The organism is Kribbella hippodromi (assembly GCF_039531045.1).
GTDB lineage: Bacteria > Actinomycetota > Actinomycetes > Propionibacteriales > Kribbellaceae > Kribbella > Kribbella hippodromi.
On record NZ_BAAAPH010000028.1, the window covers coordinates 1 to 21,288 of the forward strand.

Here is a 21,288-nt window from a genome sequence, read left to right on the forward strand (position 1 = left end):
TTGTCTTCCTAAGACCGCTTGGCCTCCGACTTGCCCCGGCGCCCGCGCCTGCCCCGTGCCCGCGCCCGCCCCCCGTCCGCGCCTGCCCCCTGTGCCCGCGCCCGCCTCGGCGCCGGCCCCGCCCCTGCCCCCGCGCTGCAAGCCGCACGCCGCCGCCCACACCCACGCCGACGCGGACCGCTCCCAGCACCATTTGAGGGGTCAGCCCCTGAGGTGATGGGTTGCCCCCCGAAAATCCCAGGGGGCAACCCACCGTTTGAGGGGTCAGCCCCCTGCGGTGATGGGTGGCCTCCGAAAGTCCCAGGGGACAACCCGCCGTTTGAGGGGTCGGCCCCTGAGGTGGTGGGTTGCCCCCCGAAAATCCCAGGGGGCAACCCGCCGTTTGAGGGGTCAGCCCCTGAAGTGGAGGGGTGGCCACTGAAAATTCCAGGGGCAACCGTGCAGTTCAGGGGATGTCCGGCTCTTGTGATTGAGGTGTGGGTCAGTTGCCACCGGGGGTGGAGTTGCGAGGCACCGGCCTGCAACCGCGAGCGTCATCGGCCGCGCTCGCAGTGGACGTTCGGCCGCTCGACAGGTAGTGCACTCCCGAGACGCCGTACATCTTGGCCCTTCACGCTCAGGTGCACTACCTGGTCAACGCATACATCCAGTCCAACCGCGCACCCCCACCCCACAACTCCAGTCGCCCACCCCGCCCCACACCCCCGACCAGATGGTTCCTTCGCGTCAGATGGTGCTGGTGGTGGGCGAGCCGCGGGGGTGATGGCGGGGTGAAGGTGCGGTAGGTGCGGGCGGGCGGCCAGTGGGTGGGTCTGCCGCGGGTGGTTCACGCGAGTTCGGCGGTGCTGAGGGCGGAGATCTGGGGGAGGGCAGTACTGGGAGGCCGAGTAGGTCAGCGGTCCAGGCGAGGGCGGCGCCGGATGAGACGATGTTGCCTTCGAGCGCGTACCTCGGCCGATGCGTCGGCCACGCCAATGTGCATCCGCTCGGGACGAAGCCATCGACCGGCGTCATCACCGACGACCCAGCCGGTGGCCGAATGGAACCCGATCTAGTCGGTGCCGTACGTCGCCTTGACCATCCCGTACGTGCGCAGCCCTGGCCGTACATCGCAGCATGCGAATCCGCGAGTACCGCGACAATCGGAATCCCGTCCGCGAGACCAGGTACGCCCTTTGTAGTACCGAAGCCGAGTGCGCACTTCCGGCAAGGCCGAGCGGCGTACGCCGAAAGCGTCCGGCAGCTCGGCCGACCAGTCGAGGTCGATCGTGTCGTAGAGCAAGGTCCGCGAGGCATTACCGGCTTCGATCAGATGCTCACGGCAACCAGTCAGGCGATGAACCAGCCAGCTGTCGACAATGCCAACCAAAAGCGGTGCCGGCAGAAGCGTCGGAAGTGCGGTCGAGAAGCCAGCGCAGTTTGGGTGCGGAGAACATCGCGTCGACCCGGAGCCCGGTGCGCCGGCGGACGAGATCGTCACCGGATGCGGGAAGTTGACGGCACCACTCGGCCGTACGCGCGTCCTGCCAGCCGAGCACCGGCCCGGCCGGCGCAGGTCATGAGGCGTGGAGCAATCTGTGCGCGGGCGGCACAATGGGCGTCGTCTACGGCGAGGGCAGCCGGTGGCAATGGCGTTTGCACGCGGACGATCCGGGGCACTCCGAGTTCTTCCTCGCACCGGGCGCGGGCTGGCGGGAGGCGATCGGCTTCGAGGGATCCGCGTACGTCGGCATGCTCGGGAAGGTCCTTGCCGGTCTGCCGACGACCGACATCGCCCCGGACTGGACGCGGGTGATTTCGGGGCGTGCGCTGAGTACGCCCGACGGGGGTCTGATCGTGTACCGCGAGAACGGCGGGCCGGTGATGGTGTTCGACGGCAGCGTGCCGCTTGCGTACACGATCGTCGATCCACGGGACGGGGCGATCGTTGCCGCCGGGGAGCGCGACACGCCCCAGACTCCGATCCCTGGTCCTGGTGGCGCGCCGCGGGTCTACATCTGCCTATAGTCCTGGTTCATCGAAAGGAGCGCCGTGAACAGCAACCGTGCTGCGCGCCGGCCGGCGCTGGACGAGCTGCAGGGCCGGTACGGGCTGCGGGAGGCGGTTGTCGTCGACACGCTCGGGGTTGGTGAGGACGTACTGCCGGCGCTCGGTTCGGGCGCGGCGGCGTACTTGGACATGACGCTCACCGGCGGGCATGTCGTGGGCATCTCGTCCTGGAGCGAGACGCTGCTCAGCGCGGTCGACCGGATGCCGCGCAAGAGCGTGCCGGTGGTCGACAAGGTGGTCCAGATCGTTGGCGGGCTCGGTGATGCGGCGGTGCAGATGCAGGCGACCCGGCTGACGGCGCGGTTCGCCGAGCTGACCGGTGTACCTGCCGGCGCCCGGGCTGGTCGGGACACCCGCGGTCCGGCGGGCGATGATGAACGATGTGTCGGTCCGGGACGTTCTGGGCACCCTGGGGACAGCTCACCGACGCCCTGGTCGGGATCGGCAGCCTGGAGCCGTCACCGCTGCTGCAGCGCAGCGGAAACGCGGTCGCCGAGGCCGACCAGGACGAGCTGCGCAGGCTCGGTGCGGTCGGGGACGTGTGTTTCCGGTTCTTCGACGAAGAGGGAAAGCTTGTGCGTTCGACGTTCGACCAGCGGGTCATCGGGGTGACCGCGAAGGAGTTGCTGGCGGTACCACGCCGGATCGGGGTGACCGGCGGCGACCGCAAGTACTCGGCCATCCGCGCGGCGTTGCTCGGCGGCTGGGTGAACATCCTCATCACCGACCTCGCGATGGCTCATCGCTTGCTTGATGGAGCCTGACGAGCAGCGGGAGGTTTACGCGACCATCGACCTGGCGTTGCGGGTCGGTGAGGTGTTGCTGTCCAGCGGCGCCGGTACGGCGGATGCGACCGCGACGATCCTCGGTGTGACCGCGGCCGGTGGACTGCGGGGATGCGAGGTGGACATCACCTTCACGTCGATGGCGGTGTCGTACCAGGAGGCGCCGGATGTCGCGCCCGAAACGCACATCCGCCTGGTCAGGTACCGGTCGCAGGACTTCAGCCGGCTGACCGACGTCGACCGGCTGGTGCGCCGCTTCGCGCGGGGTGACGTGACGCGCGAGGAGGCTTCGCGGGAGCTGGCCCGGCTGACGTCGGCCGGGCCGCCGTACCCGCGCTGGAGTGCCGTGCTCGCGTGGGGCGTGATGGCCGGCGGCGCGACGCTGCTGCTCGGTGGTGGCTGGCTGATCACGGCGGTAGCCGTACTGACCGCGGTCGTGATCGACCTGAACAACCGGTGGTTCAACCGGCAGCGGCTGCCCGCGTTCTATCAACAGGTCGCCGGCGCGTTCGTGGCGACAGCGGTCGCGCTCGGTCTGTACGCCATTGACGCACCGGTGAAACCATCGCTGGTCGTTGCCGCCGGCATCATTATGTTGCTGGCCGGAATCGCTCTCACCGGTGCGGTCCAGGACGCGATCACCGGGTACTACGTGACCGCCGCGGCCCGAAGTCTGGAAGCGATGCTGCTCACCGGCGGCATCATCGCGGGGGTGTCGCTCGGGCTCGCGCTGGGCCTGAAGTTCGGGCTGAACGTCGGGATCGAACCGCAGGCGATCCAGCTGGCGAACCTCCCGGTGATGGTCATCTCCGGCGCGGTGATGGCGACCGCGTTCGCGTACGCGACGTACGCACCCCTGCGCGCGCTGCTGCCGGTCGCGGTGATGGGTGCACTGGCCTCGCTGGTCTTCACGTTGATGACCCGGGCGTCCTTCGGGCCGGCCTGGTCGACTGCCGCGGCCGCGTTCGTCGTCGGGCTGGGCGGGTACTCCAGCGGGCGGCGGACCGGCGTACCGCCGCTGGTCGTGGTCGTCGCGGGCTCGATCCCGCTGCTGCCCGGCCTGACCATCTACCGCGGCCTGTACGAACTGACGGCCCGCGGCAACATCTTCGGCATCGTCAGCCTCACCACCGCGGTCGCCATCGGTGTCGCGCTGGCCTCGGGACTGATCCTCGGCGAGTACGTGGCCCAGCCGATCCGCCGCGAAGCCCGCCGCCTGGAAGACCGCCTGGCCGGGCCCCGCCTGGTGGGTCCCCGCCGTCCGATTCGCCGCCGTACGGGCCGAACCAGACGCCGCCGGCGCGCGGCCTAGCGGTGTGAGCTGGGGTGGGCTGGGGTGTGAGCTTGGGGTGGGCTGGGGTGTGAGCTTGGGGTGGGCTGGGGTGTGCGCTTGGGGTGGGCTGGGGTGTGCGCTTGGGGTGTGGGCTGGGCAACAGTTCGGGTCGGCGGTGCCGTGGTTTAATGCCGCTTGGTGCGATTCCACGGTGTGACGGTTGGATGTGATCCAGGCCCGTCGGCTCTGCCGGAAGGCGGAGCGACCCGGTACGACCGGGGCCATGCGGTGATACCCCGCTTCAGCTCGGACTTGGTGCCCGTGAGCGGCGTTGCTCAGCGGGCACTTGAGGTCCCTGGCCATGAACGAATGCCGGGAGCGAAGCATGTTCACAGGTCTGATCGAGCACGTCGGCACCGTCACCGGGATCAGCGGTGACCTACTGAGGGTCCGGACCGGCGTCACGGTCGCGCCGGGTGCCGCGGTCTGCCTCGACGGGATCCGGTTCAGCGCCGAATCGGTGTCGCCCGGGGAGATCGACGTCGTGGTCACGGAGGAGACCCGCCGCCGTACGACCTTCGACCGGGTCTGCGAAGGCACGGTGCTGCACGTTCAACTGCCGGTTGCCGTCGGCGACCGGATCGACGGACACCTTGTCCAAGGGCATGTCGAGGGTGTCGGCAAGGTACTGCGCGTCGACGTGGAGCCGGCCGGGCATCGCGTCTGGATCAAGCCGCCGGAGCGACTTCTGGCCCGGTTGGTGGCGAAGACGTCGGTGGCGATCGACGGGGTCAGCATCACGGTCGCGGAGGTACTGAAGGACCGGTTCTCGGTCGTACTCGTCCCGGCCACGCTGACGAAGACGAAACTCAGCGCGCTGGTGGTCGGGAGCCGGGTCAACTTGGAGAGCGATCTGCTCGTCCGGATGGCGCGCGAGGGGCACGGGCCGGAGTTCCGGCGGGCAGTGGCGCGGTTGCCGTGGGCCGGGCAGCTCAGCGGCGAAACCGGCGTGCAGAAGGTGGTCGCGCAGATCGCCGCGGGTGGTGGGGTTGTCGTGTGGGACCCGACCGCGGAAGGCGAGGGCGACGTGATCTTCGCGGGCGAGCGGTTCCGGCCGGAGGCGATGCGGTTCCTGCTGACACAGGCTTGTGGGCATACGACGATCCCGTGTGCTGCCGACGTACTGGAGCGGTTGGAGATCGGGCCGATCCCGGGCGGTGGCGACCGGCAAGGTACGGCGATGCATGTACCGGTCGATCTCGCCGCGTCGGACGGGACCGGGGTCTCCGCCGCCGATCGAGCTGCAACAATCCGCCGCCTGGCTTCACCGGATGCCGTACCGACTGACTTCTTGCGCCCTGGGCATGTGTTCCCGCTGGCCGCACGCCCTGGGCTGCTGGCTGAGCGCCGCGGGCACACCGAGGCGACCGTCGCGTTGTGCGTAGCCGCTGGGTTGGCGCCGGTCGGAGTGTGCTGTGAGGTGATGCGTCCGGACGGAGTGATGGCCGGCGCGGCCGACCTCGAACAGTTCGCCCTGCGCTGGGAGCTCCCGATGGTAGACATCCACGACCTGGCCCGCTGGCTATGACCAACCAGCCTGCACGCCGACCTGCATGCCAGCGCGCATGCCGACCTGCACGCCAGTGAGCGTCGACCTGTGAGCGTCGACCTGTGAGCGCCGACCTGTGAGCGCCGACCTGTGAGTGGGCGGTCGCGTGACGGTGCTGGGCTGTACGACGATCCGGACTTCCTGGACGGCTACCGCCACCTACGCCGTACTGGCCAAGGGATCAACGATGAACTGGAGATCCCAGCCATGGACGCCGTCCTCAGGACTTTGCCGGTTGCCGGCGCTCGGGTGGTCGACCTGGGCTGCGGCGAAGGCGGACTCGCCGTGCGCCTGGCCAAGGCGGGCGCTGCCGACGTACTGGCTGTCGACGCCTCACAACAGATGCTCGCGGCGGCGGTCCAGCACCCGCGAGTCAGGTACCAGCGCGCCGACCTCACAACCTTCGACCTACCACCTGGCTCAGCGGACCTGGTCGTCAGCAGCATGGCCCTCCACTACGTCGAAAACCTCGACACCCTGCTCGCCCGAACAGCCCACTGGCTGTCCCGCAGCGAACGCAAGCACCCACCGGGCGAGGCTGGCTCTCCGCCAGCCGCGCGCGTGGTGGTGCCCGGTGGGGCCGAGGCGCGGCCGATCGAGCGTGAGCCGGCGTCCAGTTGGGGCGAGGCGCCGCGGGTCGGGCGTGAGCCGTCGTCCAGTGGAGGTGAGGTGACGCGGGTCGAGCGTGAGCCGTCGTCCAGTGGGGGCGAGGTGACGCGGGTCGGGCGTGGGGCGTCGTCCGGTGGGGGTGAGGGGTTGCCTCGTGCGGGAGGGGCGTTGGTGTTTTCGGTGGAGCATCCGGTGATGACGGCGGCGGTGGCGGTGGACTGTGGGGTGGACGACTACGCGGACGAGGGTCGGCGGGAGCGGACCTGGTTTGTGGAGGGGGTGGTGAAGTACCACCGGACGATCGGCTCGATCGTCGGCTCCCTCCGGCGCCACGGGTTCCAGCTGGAACTGATCGACGAACCCCTCCCGACCCGAGAACAAGCGGCCGCCCACCCGCACCTCGCCATCCACCGCCGCCGCCCACCGATCCTCCTGGTCGCCGCCCGCCGAACCTCCTGATCGCAGCCCGCCGATCCTCCTGACCGCGCCCGCGCTTGACCTTCCATCACGCTCCGCCGAACACCACCGACATCCCGCGCCGGGGTGACGTTGATTTATCCGTGTGTGTAACCAGCGCGCTGGGGGAGGACTTCGCGATTCAGGTATCGCACTGCCGTCACTGGGTCAGGAAGTCACGCAGCTCGGCCGCGACCAGTTCCGGCCGTCCGCCCTGGGATCGGTTGTTGGCGGTGTTGTGGTTCGCGCCGCGCAGTTCGCTGCGCCGGCTGTCCGGGAGGAGGCGATGGAGCGCGGTCAATGCGGCCTTCAGATAATGCGGACTCCGGCTGCCTCCCAGCAGGAGAACCGGGTGGTCGAGCGCCTTGAACCGCTCCAGGTCGGCACTGCCCTCAGCCGAGAGTTGGAAGTCGTAGCGCAGAGTCGGCAGCAAGCTGGTGAAATCCGGTTCGTCTCCGGCGGACTGTTCGCCCGCGATGAACTTGCGGATCAGCGCGACCGCGATCCGGCGCGGCAGGATCCGCAGGAAGGCCGGTCCGACCTGCAGTCCCTTGAGTGCCGTGACCATCGCCTCGGCCGGCTCGCCGCGGCGAAGCGCGTCCTCGTACGCCGGGATGAACGTGTCGCCGATCGGGTCCTCGCCCGGGATCGACAGCGCCGGCTCGTAGCCGGCGACCCGTGTGATCTCCGCGACCTCCAGCCCGGCCTGCAGTGCGATCACCGCACCGGAGCTGACCCCGAAGATCTGGCCGGCTCCGGTCGCCCGAGCGACACCGGCAACATCCGCAACCTCCGTATCGAGCCCGTACCCGTCGCCGTGCGGCCCGCTCGAGCCCCGGCCGCGCCGGTCGAGGACGTGCACGGTGAACGAGTCAGACAGCGCCGCGGCCAGGTCGGCGTAGGACGCTGCGGACTCCAACGCTCCGTGGACGACGATCAGCCCCGGCCCGGTGCCGAGCGTACGAAAGCCGATCGTGGTGCCGTCCGGTGCCGTGATGGTGTCCATGATTCTTAGGGTAACCCAATTAGTTGGGTTACCCTAAGAAGATGCGAGCCTCAGTCGACAACCCACCGGCCGGCGGGTTGCGGGCCCGGAAGAAGGCGAAGACCCGCGCGTCGATCGCCGCCGCCGCGGCTCGTTTGTTCGCTGCGTCGGGGTTCGCGGCGGTGACGATGCTCGACGTTGCTCGAGCCTCGGAGGTCTCGGAGCAGACCGTCTACAACTACTTCCCGACAAAGGAAGCCCTGGTCTTCGATCGCGTCGATGAGCTCCGTCGCCTCCTCCTCGCGCCCGCCGGAGTGCCTTCGACCGGGCAGCCGGGCGCGGAGCCGATGGCTGCTGACGGTCTGGTCGATCAGTTCGGGGTGTGGCTGGAGCGTGGTGTGCTCGGCCTCGCGGGCCGCCGTTCGCTGCGGCAGCCCGGTGGGATGCCCCGGCTTGTTGCCACCGATCCCGGACTGCGCAGGCATCTGCTCGGACACGCGCGGGACCTGGCCTCGGCTCTCGCCGAGCACTGGACGGAGCACGAGCAGGTCGATCCACTGGCTGCCCGCACCCTGGCCGACGCGCTGCTGCAGCTCTTCGTCCGTGTCGTCGAACGCCTCGGCACGCTCGAGTCCGAAGCTGAGCTGAGCGCGTTGGCGGCGGAAGCCCGCCGTACCCTCGACCTTCTTCGGCCGCTCGCCCGGATGGGCACGCGATGACTTGGTTCGTGACCGGTGCGGGTCGGGGTGTCACCGCCCGCGCTTGACGTTGATTTATCCGCGTGTGTAACTTTTACTCATGCGGATAAATCAGGCGACGGATCGGGAGCGGAGTACGGCGGCTCGGCGGGAGCAGATTGTCGCGGCGACGATCAAGGTGCTTGCCGAGCGTGGCTACGGGGCGACTTCGTACGACGCGATCTGCGAGGTCGCCGGGTTGAGCAGCAAGCGGCTGATCTCGTACCACTTCTCGACCAAGGACGACCTGCTCGCCGAGGTCCTCCACCGGGTCACCACCGACGCGGCCGCGGTGATGCGCCCGGCCATCGAGGCAGCGACCGGCGCCGACGGGAAGCTCGCGGCGTACATCCGGTCGAACGTCGAGTTCATCGCCGCCCACCCGGCGCACATCCGGGCGGTGCAGCAGATCGTGTACGGCGGCGCGCCGGTCCCCACCGAGGAAGCGGATGCCGCCGTGTCCCGACTGAATCGGTTGTTCGACGAAGGGCAGCGCACGGGCGTGTTCCGGAAGTTCGACACGCTGCTGATGGCGTACACCGTGCGTGCCGCCATCGACGCCTCCGCCGGTCGCCTGATCGCCGGCGCGGACCCCGAGAACTGCGCCACCGAGCTGGCCGAAACCTTCCACCGGGCCACCAGGATCCAGCGATGAGCCCGCAACAGCAGGATTCGGCGCGGAGCCCGCACCACGAACCAGCGGTGGGCCCGCCGCATCACGAACCAGCGGTGGGCCCGCCGCGACGCGAACCGGCGGTGAGCCGATTCGGGCCGGGTGGTTCGCGGTCGGCGCCGCCCGGGGTTCAGCGTGAGGCCGGTGGGTCGCAAGAAGCGAGCGGCGCGGAGCCGGGTGCGCGGGGCGACGTGCCGGCGGTGGCGAAGGCGCGCTGGGGTGCGGTGTTGGCGCCGGTGGCGGTTGATCTTGTCCTGCCGCTGCTGATCTTCTACGGCCTCCGCCAGTCCGGCGTCGGGATTGTTGGTGCGACCCTCGCCGGCTCGGTGATCCCGGTGGTGCGGACGGCGTACTCGATCGTCCGTGGTCGCAAGGTCGACTGGATGGCCGTGTTCATGATCATCGCGCTCGCGGTCGGTACGGTCGCGTCGCTCGCGATGCACAGCCCGCGGATGCTGCTCGCCAAAGACGGCGTGATCACCGCACTGTGCGGCTTCTGGATGCTCGGAACAGTTGCCTTCGGCAAACCCCTGCTGCTGTCGATCGGCCGTGGTATCGCGGAAGCAAAGCGCGGTCAGGGCGGCGGCGAGATCTGGGCGAGCCGCTGGGACAAAGAACCACGGTTCCGGCATGGCGTACGGCTGATCACACTGGTCTGGGGGATCGGGCTGGTCTTCGACGCGAGCGTCCGCGTTGTGATCGCGTACGCGCTGCCGCTTGATGCCGTGCCTGGGATTACGACGGCGCAGTGGATCATACTGTTCGTGCTGCTCTACGGGTTCATGATGATCTACTCCCGCAAGAACGACCTGCTCGCATGACTGACGTACTCGTGGTCGGCGCCGGTCCGACCGGGTTGCTGCTGGCGTCGGAGCTGGTACTCGCGGGCGCTGACGTCGTACTCGTTGACAAGGCCAACGAACGGTCCGGGCAATCGAAAGCATTGTCCCTGCAGCCGAGATCCGTGGAGATCTTGCACTCTCGCGGGTTGCTCGGCTCGTTGCTGGATGATGTGCCGCGGCTGCCGGCGGGGCATTTCGCCGGGTTGCCGGTGCCGCTTGATTATGGCGTACTGGACACTCGATTCCCTTACCAGCTGGGGATTCCGCAGCTGCGGATCGAGCAGCGGCTGGAAGAGCATTTGGCCGGGCGCGGGGTTGGCGTATGCCGGGGGCTGGAGCTGACCGGACTTGAGCAGGACGAGACCGGTGTACGGGCGACGTTTTCCGACGCTGCGGAGATCCGGGCCGGGTGGGTCGTGGGGTGCGACGGGGCGCGGAGCGCGGTGCGGAAGCTGGCCGGGATCGAGTTTCCTGGGCGGGACGGGCGGTTCAGCGCGGTTGTCGCGGATGTTGTTGTCGCTGGGGTTGAGCCGGGGTGGGAGTTGCCGTCGTTGGTGCCGCGGGACGGAGCGGTGATGACGATGGTGCCGTTGGAGGATGGCGTACATCGTGCGCTGTTCACTGGGCCTGAGCAGCAGAACTTGCCGAAGGACTTGCCGGTTGCGTTCGAGGAGGTCGCGGCGGCGTTGCGGGGCTGGTACGGGGATGAGATTGTGCTGCGAGAGCTGCGCTATGCGTCGCGGTTCACGGATGCGGCGCGGCAGCCTGAGCGGTACCGGGTGGGGCGGGTGTTTGTGGCTGGGGATGCGGCGCATGTGCACTCGCCTACGGGCGGGCAGGGGATGAATCTCGGACTGCAGGATGCGTTCAATCTGGGGTGGAAGCTGGGTGCGGTTGTGCGAGGTGAGGCTGGTTCGGGGTTGCTGGACAGTTATCACGACGAGCGGCACCCGGTGGGGCGTGCGGTGCTTGGGAACACTCGCGCGCAGGGGGTCCTGATGGTGCCGGATGAGGATGTCGCTTGTTTGCGCGAGACGTTCGTGGAGCTGCTGGGCGTACCGGAGGCGAATCGGTTGCTGGCGGAGCAGGTTTCCGGGATCGGTGTCGCGTACGCGCCTGGCGACCATCCGCTGGTGGGTCGGCGGATGCCGGACATCACGCTCGCCAACGGGCAGACGCTGGCCGACCGCCTACGCGCCGGCCGACACGTACTGCTGGAGGGGATGGATCTGGCGGCGGGCGGGCTCGGCGAGGCGAATGGGTTTGCGGGTGGTGGAGTGTGTGGGGCGCGGGTTTTGGTTCGGCCGGATGGATATGTGGGGTGGGCGAGCGACGACCCGCGGGCGGTTGTTCCGGAGGTTGGTGGGTTACCGCGGGTGACGGCTGGGAGTTGAGTGGGGTCGGTGGGTGACCGGGGCGGGTGGGAGCCGTTAGAGTTACCGACTGGAAACATCGGCGGGGGGATGAGGAGGAGCGACGTGGCACTGGGTAGGACATCCCCGCGGGATCTGCCGCTGTTCGCGGATCTGTCCGGGCGCGACATCCGGGACATCTTCCGGGCCGGTGAAGAGGTTTCGGTACCGGCCGGGTGGTCGCTGATCCTGGAGCAGACGCCGCCGGACGCCGCGTACCTGATCCTGAGCGGTACCGCCGCGGTCCGCGAGAAGGGCCAGGAGATCGCCGAGCTCGGCCCGGGTGACATCGCCGGCGAGGTCGCGGTCCGGAAGAACACGTTGCGTACGGCAACCGTCACCGCGAAGTCCCGGCTCCAGCTGCTGCACTTCACCCGCGAGAAGTTCGACGACCTGACCCGCCGCCTCCCCGCCTTCCGCGAAGCCATCGACGCCACCATCCAAGAACGCCGCGGCACCTCCTGAACCCCGAACACACCCAGAACATGAGCAAGCCCGAATCCTCCGGCGCGAACTCCCACCGATCACCCACCCCGAACAACAGCACTCCCGGCGCGGACGAGCGCGATGCTGACGACCGCTCCGCCGCAAAAGACGGTGGTTCTGGTGCCGGCGACTCTTCCGGCGTGGGATCCCCTGGCTCTTCCGGCGCGGAGGAGCGAGCGGCTGGGCGGGTGGATTTGGGGGGTGTGCAGCGGGAGTTCGAGCGGACTTTGCTGGGAGGTGAGCGGAAGTTCACTCGGGTGCAGGTCTCGGAGCGGGCCGGGATTTCGATTGAGCGGGCTGAGCGGATGTGGCATGCGCTTGGGTTCGCGACCGTGCCGGATGATGAGGTGGCGTTCACCGACGACGACGTCGAGGCGTTGCGACTGGTAGCGGCGTTGGAAGACGACGGTTTCATCGAGCCGGAGATGGAGTCTTCTCTGGCCCGCAAGCTCGGCCAGACCCAGTCGCGGCTGGCGTCGTGGCAGTCCGCGATGTTCCTCGAGTTCCTCGGCAGCACCCAACTACCACCCGAAGAAGCGATCGAAGTCGCCGGATTGTTGCTCCCAGCAATGGAACGGCTGCAGACGTACGTCTGGCGCCGCCATCTCGCCGCCGCGGCCGGTCGTGCGGTCGCGGGCTCGGACGAGCTGGCCCGCGGCGTCCGCGCGGTAGGTTTCGCCGACATCGTCAGCTACACCCGCCTCACCCGCCGACTGACCGAGTCCGAACTCGGCGCCCTGATCGAACGGTTCGAAGGAACCGCCGCCGACGTGGTCGCACTGAACGGCGGCCGGGTGATCAAGTCGATCGGCGACGAGGTGCTCTTCGTCGCCGACACCGCCGCGCAAGGTGCGGCCGTCGCGCTCGCGCTCCAAGACGCGGTCACCGCGGACGACGAGCTGCCCGAACTGCGCATCGGGCTCGCGTACGGCTCGATCCTGATCCGCCTCGGCGACGTGTACGGCGAAGTGGTCAACCTGGCCGCCCGCCTCACCACCGAATGCAAACCCGGCCGCGTCCTCGCCGACCGCGAACTGGCCGCCGCCCTCGACGGCCACCCCGCGTACGCCCTGCACCGCCTCCGCCGCGTAGCCGTCCGCGGGTACCGCCACCTGGTCCCGTACGCAGTGCAACGCGCCGAGTGAGGTGCCGAAGGACAGGTAGTGCACCGCCGAGACACCGTACACAAAACGACTTCCACGCTCAGGTGCACTAGGTCAGGCCCGACCACCTCCTGTCCTTAGGTACCCAAGGTAAGTTTGGCCGCGTGCGTGAGGTTGAAGGTTCTACTGAATTGGCCCGGGTCTGTGGGGGCGAAACGCTGATTCTCTGGGCGGCGCAGGGGTTCGCGACCGGGGCGAGGGCGTGGGTCGCGGGGGATGCGGTCGCGGTCGCGTCGCCGGCGGTGTCGAAACACGATCGGCTCGCGGTGGCCGGGCCGGTGGATGATGCCGCGAAGCTTGTCGCTGAGGTCGTCCGCGAGGTCGGTCCGTCGTACCGGCCGTTCGGCGAGGAGTACCTGATCCGTGGACTGGCCGAGCGGGTGCCGGGGATGGAGTTTTCGGCGGCGTTCGGCTGGATGGACAGCGCGGCCGGGCCTGACGTGACGACGACCGCCGGTTGGCTCGATGGGGACGACGGCGTGGAGGAGCTGCTGCTCGGTGCGTCGCCTTCGTCGTACGCGTGGCCCGGTCAGGCCGGCGTACGGCGCTGGGCCGGAATCACCGGTGACAACGGTGAGCTGCTGAGTGTCGCGGCGGATGCCTGGAGCGCGCCGGAAGTCGGCTTCCTGGCCGGCGTCGCGACGAATCCGGTTGCCCGGGGCAAGGGATTGTCGCGGCAGGTGTGTGGCTTCGTCACCGCCGAGTTGGTGAAGCGCCACGGGCGGGCCGCGTTGATGGTGGATGGTGACAACGCGGCCGCGATCGCGGTGTACGAGCGGTTGGGGTACACGTACCGAGAGGTTGCCGCCGCCGGCCTGCGGTAGCTACCGGGTCGGAGTCGAGCTGGGCCTGACCGTGGACGAGCTCGGCAGCGGCGTCGGCCGACCGGCGCTGGGCCTCACGGCGGTGGGCTTGAGCGCGGTAGGTGGGGCGAACGGAGCCTTGGTGCTGTCCTTGCAGTTGTCCGGCCCCGCGTACCCGCCCGAATCCGGCATCACCACCGCCTGCGGGAACACGTTGCCGGTCTCCCGCCGTCCCGACCCGAACGCGTTCGCGCAGTTCTGCAGATCCAGGTCGATCGGGTTCCCGTCCTGGTCGTACAACCGGACCGACACTTGCTTGCCCTGGGCATCGAACGGGTAGATGTTGCTGATCGTGACCCCGTTCAGCATCAGCCCGTCCACGGACTGCGCCCGCCCGGTTGTGGCCGGATGGCCGCGGAAGTCGTTGTAGTTCTTCAGGAATCCGAACGACGCGCCCGAGTACGCCGCCGCGAGGAACGACGGCACCGCGATCGCCGCGGCCACGTTCAGCGGCACCACGTACCAGAGCCAGCGGCGGTCCTGCTGGGTCTTGCGGCCGATCCAGATCGACACCGCGGCGCCGGCGATCGCGCCGACCACGGTGACCGAGTTGGCGCCGAACAGCGCGAAGAACCCGCCCGCGCCGATCACGCCGCGGGTCACCCACCAGACCGGCTGGCCGATCGTCACCAGTTCGTGCCGGATGTGCGGTGGGATCTGGTCGATCCAGCCGCGTACGGAGGTCGCGCCGCGTGCACCCTGCGGTGTGTCCAGCACGATCCGCGGGTCATTGCCCTGCAAGGCCTGTACGCCAAGGAATGCGGCACCGAACAGTACGCCGAGCCCGAGTACGCCGAAGAACGCGGTCTCGTTCCGCGACCAGGCGAAGATCGCGACCGCGATGAAGAACGGCCCGACCGTACCGGCGACCGCGCCCCAGCGCAGCGCGTTCCAGCCGGCGCTCAACTGGCTCTGGCTGATGGCCGGCGAGCGCGGCGGGTACCCGGCGGAGGTGCGCAGCTCATTGGCGTACTGGCGTGGTGTGCCGAGACGTTGCTGCAGATCCGCGAGCGTCGGCTCCGCGCCGAACTCGGCCGCCACCTCGGTGAGATGACCGCTGACGTCCTGCACCACGTCCTCGAGCTCACCGGCGGGCAGGTCGCTCAGCTCGGCGCGTACCTGGGCCAAGTAGACGGCGCCCGCGCCAGTCAGAGTGCTGTTCACGCAGCCTCCTTCGCCAGCAACAGCGCGGACATCGAGCCGGCGAAGTGGTTCCACATCTGAGTGGACCGCGCCAGCAACTCACGCCCGTCCTGGTTCAGCCCGTAGTACTTCCGGTGCGGCCCTTCTTCACTGGGTTGCATGTACGAGGTCAGTGCCCCGGCCGCGTACAACCGGCGCAACGTCCCGTACACCGACGCATCCGCGACATCCTCCAACCCAGCCGCCCGCAACCGCCGCAGCACGTCGTACCCATACCCGTCCCCATCCCGCAGCACGGCCAGCACCGCCAAATCCAACACACCCTTGAGCAACTGACTCGTCTCCACCACCCACCACCTCCCCGCCGCACACTACTCCACAATGCGGAGTACCACGTTGTCCATGAACGGAGACACAAGTTCATTGTCTTCGAACGAAGACAATGAAATAATGTCCACGAACGTAGACAAAGAGACGGGTGCCATGGACGAGATCGTCATTGGTGATTGGTCGAAGCTCGGATCGACAGTCCGGGCGCAGCGGCTACGGCTCGAGTTCAGCCAGGCCGAGGCTGCCGCGCGTGCGCAGGTCTCCCGCTCCTGGCTGGCAAAGGTGGAGAACGGGCACCGCGGCGTGGAGCTGGAACAGCTGATGCGGCTGCTGGCCGCGCTGGGGCTGACCATGATCCTCCGCGCTTCGGAGCAACCCGAAGCGGACCAGCAGCTGACCGGCCACCGCCTCCGCCGCGCCGCGGATCGGCGCCGGGCCTGGTACGGCGACGAGGAGCCGTCCGGCAATGACTGAGCGACTCGCGGTTGTGCTGTACGACGAGGTCGCCGGCCACCTGGAACGTGCCGGCGCGGACGTGATGCCGACGTTCACGTACGCCGACGACTACGTCCGGTCCGGAACCATCCCCTTGTCGCTGCGACTGCCGATCGGAGCGCGTACGTACCCGGCCGGCCGAGTCGAACCGTACCTTCGCGGCCTGCTGCCGGAGAATCCGCAGACACTGGGCCAGTGGGCCGATCGGCTGAACACGACAGCGGACGACATCTTCGGAATCCTCGCCGAAATGGGCTGGGACTGTCCTGGCGCGGTTCAGTTCTGCGCGCCGGAGCGGCTGGAGGAACTACGGAACCGAGGGTCTGAAACCCATCCCGTCGGGGAGTCGGAGATCGCCGAGCGGTTGCGGCGGTTGGTGGATCAGCCCGCGACCTGGTCGATGCCCGCCGAACACTGGTCCCTCGGTGGTCAGCAGGAGAAGGTCGCGCTGACTTCGATCGACGGGCAGTGGTACGAGGCGCGCGGCTCGGCCGCGACGACGCACATCGTCAAGCCGGGTATCAAGGCGCTTCTGCACCAGGTGCTGATCGAGCACGTCACGATGGCCGCGGCCGGGAAGCTCGCGGTCGATGTCGCGCCCAGCTCGATGCTGCGATTCGAAGATCAGTGGGCGATCGTGGTCGAGCGGTTCGACCGGGTGGTGGACGGCGCGGCGATCAGGCGGATTCATCAAGAGGACTTCTGCCAGGCGCTGGGCCGGTTGCCGGCCGTGAAGTACGAGAGCAGAGGAGGGCCTCGGCTGTCCGACCTGGCCGCGCTGGTCCGGCGGCAGTTGACGGAACCTGAGGACGATCTGCTGGCGTTGGCGGACTTCGCCGCCGTCAATCTCGTCGCCGGCGCACCGGACGGTCACTCGAAGAACATCTCGCTGCTTCTGGATCCGGCCGGCTCGCGGTGGATCGCGCCGCTGTACGACCTCGCCACCGGTCTGTCGTACGACAGCAACCGGGTGGATCGATCAGTGGCACTGTCGATCGGTGGCGAACGGGTCTTCAGCCGGATCAGGCGCAAACAGTGGGAGAAGATGGCGCGGGTGCTCGATCTTCCGGCCGAGCTGTTGATCGGCCGGGTTCGCGCGCTAGCCGAGCGCTATCCCGATGCGTTCGAGACGTCCCTCACCGCGGTTGCAGAAGTGCCCGGCGCCGACCAGGTTGCCGACCGCACCCTTCCGCAACTCCGCACCCACTGCAAGAGCGTCCTGCGACAGCTGCACTAGAGCTCCGCGTCGGGGCGATCCCTGGCGTCAGTTCTTTGGATCGTGGAGGTTGGGGCGTTGGGTGGGGGTGGTGATGTCTACGTCGATGGGGGTGAGTTTGGTTGGGGCGGTGAGTTTGCCGGTGGTGACGGGGATGTTGAGTTTGCTGGCGGCTACGTCGATGTCGACGGTGGCGCCGGTGTCGTTGGGGGTGGTCCACTCGGGGTCGGAGAGGGTGATCGCGAGGCCTACTACGCGGCCCTTGGGGATGACCTCGTCCTGGGCGCGGAGCGGGACGGTGACGGTGGTCCACTTGCCGCGGGTGAGGGGAGTCGGCTTGGACAGGGACTTGCTGTGCGCGGCGTCGATCCAGCCGCGGCTGATGATGCCGTGGTCGCTCTGGGTCGTGAGCTTGTCGACGGTGTAGTAGCAGCTGTCGTCGTAGTCGGTGCTCGAGCCTTCGCAGGTGCTGTTGCTGGTACGCCGGATGCCCGAGTACCGTTCCGCGTCGCCGTACTCGATCAGGCGCGCGGTCACCGGCGTGGTCGCGGAGTCGGACTTCAAGCGGAGTGTCACCGACGGCGTACCGCTCACGCGCAGCGGCGTGGTCAGCGGTGCGGACAGGAACATCTGCCGGCCGGCGATCACCTCGGTCGGGTCCGCGACGATGTCGTCCTCGGTCAGCTCGGGATCGTCGGTGATCGTCACCGAACCCTTGCCCGCGGCACCTATTTTCCCAGCCGACAACGGCACCTGCACGGGACGGTTCACGGCCGGCCAGGTCTTGTAGTTCTGCCACACGTCGGGCGAAGTCTCGATCGAGACCGCGGGCTCTTTCATCACGCCGTTCTGCAGACCCTGCAGCCAGTAGTCGAACCACTTGTGCAGCTCGTCCACCCACGCGTCCCGCCGGAACTCGAACGGGTCCACGTGGTCCTCGAGCCCGAGCCACAGCTTCCGCGGCACGTTGTTGCGGGACAGCGCGGACCACCACTGCGAGAAGTGATTGGTCTGTACGTTGTAATCGCTCAGCCCGTGCGTCATGAAGACGGACGCCTTCACCTTCGACGCGTTCTTGGTGTAGTCACGCTCCGCCCAGAACGACGTGTAGTCACCGGTCTCGTCGTCGTCGCTGTCACCGAGTTGGCCGCGTACGTCGTCGCAGGCCGCGCTTTGATGGCCGACGTACCCGCCCAGCCAGGGCATGTAGTCGTCCGAGTACGGGACGCCGCCGGAGCGGGTGTAGTCGTACCAGGAAGAGATCGCCGAAATCGGCACGATCGTCTTCAGGCCTTGCACCCCGGTCGCCGCGACACCGTTCGCGAGCGTGCCGTCGTACGACTTGCCGATCATGCCCACGGAGCCGGTCGTCCAGGTCGCTTTCACCGGCCGCCCGTCGGCGGTGTGCGCGGTGTTGCGGCCGTTCAGCCAGTCGATCACGTCCACGACGGACTGGATCTCGTCCGGGCCGCCGACATCGCCGCAGCCGGTGGACCGCCCGGTACCGAGCACGTCGACGCCGACCATCGCGTACCCGCGCGGTACGAAGTAGTTGTCGTAGTACAGCGGCATCTTCCGGATGTCGCCGTCGCTGTCGTACGTCTTCTTCTCGTTCTCGTTGCCGCGTCCGCAGCAGGAGTAGTACGGCGAGGCGTCCATGATGACCGGGATCTTCACACCGGTGAGCGCGGTTTCACTCGGCCGGACGATGTCCACGGCGATGACGTCGTTCTTGCCGTCGGAGTCGGTGTCGAGGTCGGTGTCGACGTACACCGACTCGCGGATCGCGTTGGCGTAGTCGTAGACCGGCTGCGTGCTCTTGGTCTTGGTGTCGACATACTGCGGCGCGCTGGGCGCGGCCGCTTTGACGCCCGGCGCGTCGGGCACGTCCGGGATCGGCGCAGCCACTGCCGGACCGGTCACGGTCGCGAGGCTGAGCACGGCGGACGAGACCAGGATCGTCACCCTGGCGCGGACGGTCGTCATGGCTGGGAAGGCTAGTCACTCCGGGGCCGCAAAGCCAGGTTCTGCCGAGATTGGCAGCGACCTGCCCGATACTCAGCGTGATACCGGCGTGATCGCGGCGTGATTCGGTAGGGTGACCGCCACCGCCCACCGGGGGGACGCACGAAAGGGTAGGCCAATGAATCTGCGAGCACCAGTGACGTTGCTGGACGTCGCGCAGCGGGCGGGAGTGTCGGTCGCGACCGCCTCCCGGGTGCTGAACGGCGGCGATCGGGTCCCACGTCCCGAGCTGCAGGAACGGGTCAAGGCCGCGGCCGACGAGCTCGGCTACACGCCGAACGCGCAGGCACAGGCGCTGGCCAAGTCGTCGACGAACGTGGTCGGCATCCTGGTCCACGACATCGAGGATCCGTACTTCGCGGCGATCGCGAACGGCGTGATGCGCGCCGCCGACGAACGCAACCTGCTGGTGATGATGGCCAGTACGTTCCGTGACTCCGATCGTGAGATTGCTTACCTGTCGTCCTTGCGGGCACAGCGGGCCCGGGCCGCGGTGATGATCGGCAGCCGCCGGACCGACCAGGAGAGTCTGTCCCGGACGGCGGCCGAGGTGGAGAGCTTCCTCAACTCCGGCGCGGGTCTTGCGTTGGTCAGCCAGTCCGGGATGCCGGCGCACACGGTCGAGCCGGACAACCGGGCGGGCTCGGCGGATCTGGCCCGCGCGCTGGCCGGGCTCGGTTGGCGGAAGTTCGCCGTGCTGGGTGGTCCGGAGAGCCTCGCCACCGCGCGGGATCGGCGCGACGGTTTCGTCGCCGGGCTGGCCGAGTCGGGTCTGCAGCCGGTCGCGGTCGAGGCCGGTGACTTCACCCGCGACGGTGGGTACGCGGCGGCTGAGCAACTGCTCGACCGGCGCATCGAGCTGGACTGTGTGTTCGCGGTCAACGATGTGATGGCGGTTGGTGCGATGTCCGCACTGCGCGCGCGGGGCGTCGACGTACCGGGCAAGCTCGGTGTGGCCGGATTCGACGACATCGCCACCTTGCGGGACGTGTGGCCCGGGCTGACGACCGTACGGCTGCCGCTGGAGCAGATGGGCCGGCGCGCGCTGGAGCTGGCGGTCGAGGGCGGCGAGGCGACGACCGAGACGTTCAAGGCGGAGGTTGTGCTGCGGGAGAGCACCGCACGGAGCTGACGTAGGTGGGCTGAAATATGCTGCCTGGGTGACTGTTTCCGAGATCTTCGACCCGTCGGCCTGGAAGCAGGTGGACGGCTTCGAGCTGACCGACATCACCTACCACCGTGCGGTCGACGCCGGCGTCGTGCGCATCGCCTTCAACCGGCCCGAGGTACGCAACGCGTTCCGGCCGCAGACGGTCGACGAGCTGTACCGCGTCCTCGACCACGCCCGCATGTCGAGTGATGTCGGGTGCGTGCTGCTCACCGGCAACGGCCCGTCGCCGAAGGACGGCGGCTGGGCGTTCTGCTCAGGTGGCGATCAGCGGATTCGCGGCAAGGACGGTTACAAGTACGCCGAGGGGACGACGGCTGACACGATCGACCCGGCGCGCGCGGGCCGGCTGCACATTCTCGAGGTGCAGCGGCTGATCCGCTTCATGCCGAAGGTGGTGATCTGTGTCGTTCCGGGCTGGGCCGCGGGTGGCGGGCACAGTCTGCACGTGGTCGCGGACCTGACGCTGGCGTCGGCGGAGCACGCGCGGTTCAAGCAGACCGATGCGGACGTGGCGTCGTTCGACGGTGGGTTCGGCTCGGCGTACCTGGCCCGGCAGGTCGGGCAGAAGTTCGCCCGGGAGATCTTCTTCCTCGGCGACGAGTACACCGCCGAGGATGCGTGCCGGATGGGCATGGTGAACAAGGTCGTACCGCATGCCGAGCTGGAGACGGTGGCGCTGGAGTGGGGCAAGAAGATCTGCGCGAAGTCGCCGACCGCGCAGCGGATGCTCAAGTACGCGTTCAATCTGATCGACGACGGTCTGGTCGGGCAGCAGCTGTTCGCGGGTGAGGCGACCCGGCTGGCGTACGGCACCGACGAGGCCGCCGAAGGCCGGGATTCGTTCCTGCAAAAGCGTCCGGCCGATTGGTCACCGTACCCGTACGCGTTCTAGATGCCTTGGGCAACTTGTTTCAAGGGACGGCTCTGGCTCGCTCTTAACATCATTCCCCGGTGTCTTCACAGAAA

General features: G+C 68.4%; 21 protein-coding genes and 2 pseudogenes. 17 read left to right on the forward strand and 6 right to left on the reverse strand.

Annotation, left to right across the window (positions count from 1 at the left end; genetic code table 11):
- Positions 1 to 1,051: 1,051 nt before the first annotated feature.
- Together ABD260_RS32255 and ABD260_RS37690 are read right to left on the reverse strand one after the other, a co-directional pair.
- On the reverse strand, positions 1,052 to 1,369 hold the full coding sequence (locus ABD260_RS32255; protein WP_344239755.1) for an FGGY family carbohydrate kinase: 318 nt from the start codon (positions 1,367 to 1,369) through the stop codon (positions 1,052 to 1,054).
- Positions 1,317 to 1,538: an FGGY family carbohydrate kinase gene (locus ABD260_RS37690; RefSeq protein ID WP_425553448.1), complete on the reverse strand. Its 222-nt coding sequence runs from the start codon at positions 1,536 to 1,538 to the stop codon at positions 1,317 to 1,319. The genes ABD260_RS32255 and ABD260_RS37690 overlap by 53 nt, the downstream gene beginning before the upstream one ends.
- A gap of 31 nt (positions 1,539 to 1,569) precedes the next feature.
- Between ABD260_RS37690 and ABD260_RS32260 the strand changes: the two are divergent.
- From ABD260_RS32260 to ABD260_RS32285, 6 genes and pseudogenes are all read left to right on the forward strand, one after another.
- Positions 1,570 to 2,007: pseudogene (locus ABD260_RS32260) on the forward strand (apiosidase-like domain-containing protein); the annotation flags it as partial.
- A gap of 24 nt (positions 2,008 to 2,031) precedes the next feature.
- Positions 2,032 to 2,313, forward strand: a pseudogene (locus tag ABD260_RS37695) (sugar-binding domain-containing protein); the annotation flags it as partial.
- Positions 2,314 to 2,429: 116 nt separating this feature from the next.
- Positions 2,430 to 2,813: a sugar-binding domain-containing protein gene (locus ABD260_RS32270; RefSeq protein WP_344239759.1), complete on the forward strand. Its 384-nt coding sequence runs from the start codon at positions 2,430 to 2,432 to the stop codon at positions 2,811 to 2,813.
- Positions 2,803 to 4,146, forward strand: coding sequence for a threonine/serine exporter family protein (locus ABD260_RS32275; RefSeq protein WP_344239761.1), 1,344 nt, complete (start codon positions 2,803 to 2,805; stop codon positions 4,144 to 4,146). The genes ABD260_RS32270 and ABD260_RS32275 overlap by 11 nt, the downstream gene beginning before the upstream one ends.
- A 346-nt stretch (positions 4,147 to 4,492) precedes the next feature.
- Positions 4,493 to 5,695 carry a 3,4-dihydroxy-2-butanone-4-phosphate synthase gene (locus ABD260_RS32280; protein WP_344239763.1) on the forward strand — a complete coding sequence of 401 codons (1,203 nt, stop codon included), beginning with the start codon at positions 4,493 to 4,495 and terminating at the stop codon, positions 5,693 to 5,695.
- 111 nt (positions 5,696 to 5,806) lie between these two features.
- Complete coding sequence (locus tag ABD260_RS32285; RefSeq protein ID WP_344239765.1) at positions 5,807 to 6,784, forward strand: class I SAM-dependent methyltransferase; 978 nt, start codon at positions 5,807 to 5,809, stop codon at positions 6,782 to 6,784.
- 157 nt (positions 6,785 to 6,941) lie between these two features.
- Here the strand turns inward: ABD260_RS32285 and ABD260_RS32290 are convergent, their stop codons facing one another.
- On the reverse strand, positions 6,942 to 7,787 hold the full coding sequence (locus ABD260_RS32290; protein WP_344239767.1) for an alpha/beta fold hydrolase: 846 nt from the start codon (positions 7,785 to 7,787) through the stop codon (positions 6,942 to 6,944).
- 41 nt (positions 7,788 to 7,828) lie between these two features.
- Between ABD260_RS32290 and ABD260_RS32295 the strand changes: the two genes are divergently transcribed.
- From ABD260_RS32295 to ABD260_RS32325, 7 genes are all read left to right on the forward strand, one after another.
- On the forward strand, positions 7,829 to 8,485 hold the full coding sequence (locus tag ABD260_RS32295; protein WP_344239769.1) for a TetR/AcrR family transcriptional regulator: 657 nt from the start codon (positions 7,829 to 7,831) through the stop codon (positions 8,483 to 8,485).
- A 79-nt stretch (positions 8,486 to 8,564) separates the two neighbouring features.
- A complete protein-coding gene (locus tag ABD260_RS32300; protein ID WP_344239771.1) occupies positions 8,565 to 9,158 on the forward strand; it encodes a TetR/AcrR family transcriptional regulator in 594 nt (197 codons plus the stop codon).
- 101 nt (positions 9,159 to 9,259) lie between these two features.
- Positions 9,260 to 9,997 (forward strand): VC0807 family protein, encoded by a 738-nt coding sequence (locus tag ABD260_RS32305; protein WP_344239773.1) that lies wholly within the window; start codon positions 9,260 to 9,262, stop codon positions 9,995 to 9,997.
- A complete protein-coding gene (locus tag ABD260_RS32310) occupies positions 9,994 to 11,412 on the forward strand; it encodes an FAD-dependent monooxygenase (protein WP_344239775.1) in 1,419 nt (472 codons plus the stop codon). Before ABD260_RS32305 ends, ABD260_RS32310 begins: the two co-directional genes overlap by 4 nt.
- Positions 11,413 to 11,496: 84 nt before the next feature.
- Complete coding sequence (locus ABD260_RS32315) at positions 11,497 to 11,895, forward strand: cyclic nucleotide-binding domain-containing protein (protein WP_344239777.1); 399 nt, start codon at positions 11,497 to 11,499, stop codon at positions 11,893 to 11,895.
- 209 nt (positions 11,896 to 12,104) lie between these two features.
- Entirely contained in the window at positions 12,105 to 13,061 is a 957-nt protein-coding gene (locus ABD260_RS32320; RefSeq protein ID WP_344239779.1) for an adenylate/guanylate cyclase domain-containing protein, read from the forward strand.
- A gap of 122 nt (positions 13,062 to 13,183) precedes the next feature.
- Positions 13,184 to 13,903 carry a GNAT family N-acetyltransferase gene (locus tag ABD260_RS32325; RefSeq protein WP_344239781.1) on the forward strand — a complete coding sequence of 240 codons (720 nt, stop codon included), beginning with the start codon at positions 13,184 to 13,186 and terminating at the stop codon, positions 13,901 to 13,903.
- On the opposite strand, the gene ABD260_RS32330 is transcribed toward ABD260_RS32325, so the two are convergent.
- Together ABD260_RS32330 and ABD260_RS32335 are read right to left on the reverse strand one after the other, a co-directional pair.
- Entirely contained in the window at positions 13,904 to 15,106 is a 1,203-nt protein-coding gene (locus ABD260_RS32330; RefSeq protein WP_344239783.1) for an HAAS signaling domain-containing protein, read from the reverse strand.
- A complete protein-coding gene (locus ABD260_RS32335; RefSeq protein WP_344239785.1) occupies positions 15,103 to 15,432 on the reverse strand; it encodes a PadR family transcriptional regulator in 330 nt (109 codons plus the stop codon). The genes ABD260_RS32330 and ABD260_RS32335 overlap by 4 nt, the downstream gene beginning before the upstream one ends.
- A 103-nt stretch (positions 15,433 to 15,535) precedes the next feature.
- Here ABD260_RS32335 and ABD260_RS32340 point away from each other — a divergent pair, with 103 nt between their 5' ends.
- The gene (locus tag ABD260_RS32340; RefSeq protein WP_344239787.1) at positions 15,536 to 15,889 is read left to right on the forward strand and encodes a helix-turn-helix domain-containing protein; all 354 of its coding nucleotides are present in this window, start codon (positions 15,536 to 15,538) and stop codon (positions 15,887 to 15,889) included.
- Positions 15,882 to 17,147, forward strand: a complete 1,266-nt coding sequence (locus ABD260_RS32345; RefSeq protein ID WP_344239789.1) for a type II toxin-antitoxin system HipA family toxin — start codon at positions 15,882 to 15,884, stop codon at positions 17,145 to 17,147. The genes ABD260_RS32340 and ABD260_RS32345 overlap by 8 nt, the downstream gene beginning before the upstream one ends.
- Before the next feature lie 27 nt (positions 17,148 to 17,174).
- Here the strand turns inward: ABD260_RS32345 and ABD260_RS32350 are convergent, their stop codons facing one another.
- Positions 17,175 to 19,112, reverse strand: a complete 1,938-nt coding sequence (locus ABD260_RS32350; RefSeq protein ID WP_344239791.1) for a Xaa-Pro dipeptidyl-peptidase — start codon at positions 19,110 to 19,112, stop codon at positions 17,175 to 17,177.
- Positions 19,113 to 19,269: 157 nt separating this feature from the next.
- On the opposite strand from ABD260_RS32350, the gene ABD260_RS32355 reads away from it, so the two are divergent.
- Entirely contained in the window at positions 19,270 to 20,283 is a 1,014-nt protein-coding gene (locus ABD260_RS32355) for a LacI family DNA-binding transcriptional regulator (RefSeq protein WP_344239793.1), read from the forward strand.
- A 28-nt stretch (positions 20,284 to 20,311) separates the two neighbouring features.
- Positions 20,312 to 21,214 carry a 1,4-dihydroxy-2-naphthoyl-CoA synthase gene (locus ABD260_RS32360; RefSeq protein WP_344239795.1) on the forward strand — a complete coding sequence of 301 codons (903 nt, stop codon included), beginning with the start codon at positions 20,312 to 20,314 and terminating at the stop codon, positions 21,212 to 21,214.
- Positions 21,215 to 21,288: the final 74 nt, after the last annotated feature.

Bases quoted from the DNA above. Each gene is read 5' to 3' on its own strand.
- ABD260_RS32275 (WP_344239761.1), top strand. From the start codon at position 2,803: ATGGAGCCTGACGAGCAGCGGGAGGTTTACGCGACCATCGACCTGGCG.
- ABD260_RS32355 (WP_344239793.1), top strand. From the start codon at position 19,270: ATGAATCTGCGAGCACCAGTGACGTTGCTGGACGTCGCGCAGCGGGCG.
- ABD260_RS32290 (WP_344239767.1), bottom strand. From the start codon at position 7,787: ATGGACACCATCACGGCACCGGACGGCACCACGATCGGCTTTCGTACG.
- ABD260_RS32300 (WP_344239771.1), top strand. From the start codon at position 8,565: ATGCGGATAAATCAGGCGACGGATCGGGAGCGGAGTACGGCGGCTCGG.
- ABD260_RS32350 (WP_344239791.1), bottom strand. From the start codon at position 19,112: ATGACGACCGTCCGCGCCAGGGTGACGATCCTGGTCTCGTCCGCCGTG.
- ABD260_RS32270 (WP_344239759.1), top strand. From the start codon at position 2,430: ATGTGTCGGTCCGGGACGTTCTGGGCACCCTGGGGACAGCTCACCGAC.
- ABD260_RS32340 (WP_344239787.1), top strand. From the start codon at position 15,536: ATGTCCACGAACGTAGACAAAGAGACGGGTGCCATGGACGAGATCGTC.
- ABD260_RS32345 (WP_344239789.1), top strand. From the start codon at position 15,882: ATGACTGAGCGACTCGCGGTTGTGCTGTACGACGAGGTCGCCGGCCAC.
- ABD260_RS32295 (WP_344239769.1), top strand. From the start codon at position 7,829: ATGCGAGCCTCAGTCGACAACCCACCGGCCGGCGGGTTGCGGGCCCGG.
- ABD260_RS32280 (WP_344239763.1), top strand. From the start codon at position 4,493: ATGTTCACAGGTCTGATCGAGCACGTCGGCACCGTCACCGGGATCAGC.
- ABD260_RS32310 (WP_344239775.1), top strand. From the start codon at position 9,994: ATGACTGACGTACTCGTGGTCGGCGCCGGTCCGACCGGGTTGCTGCTG.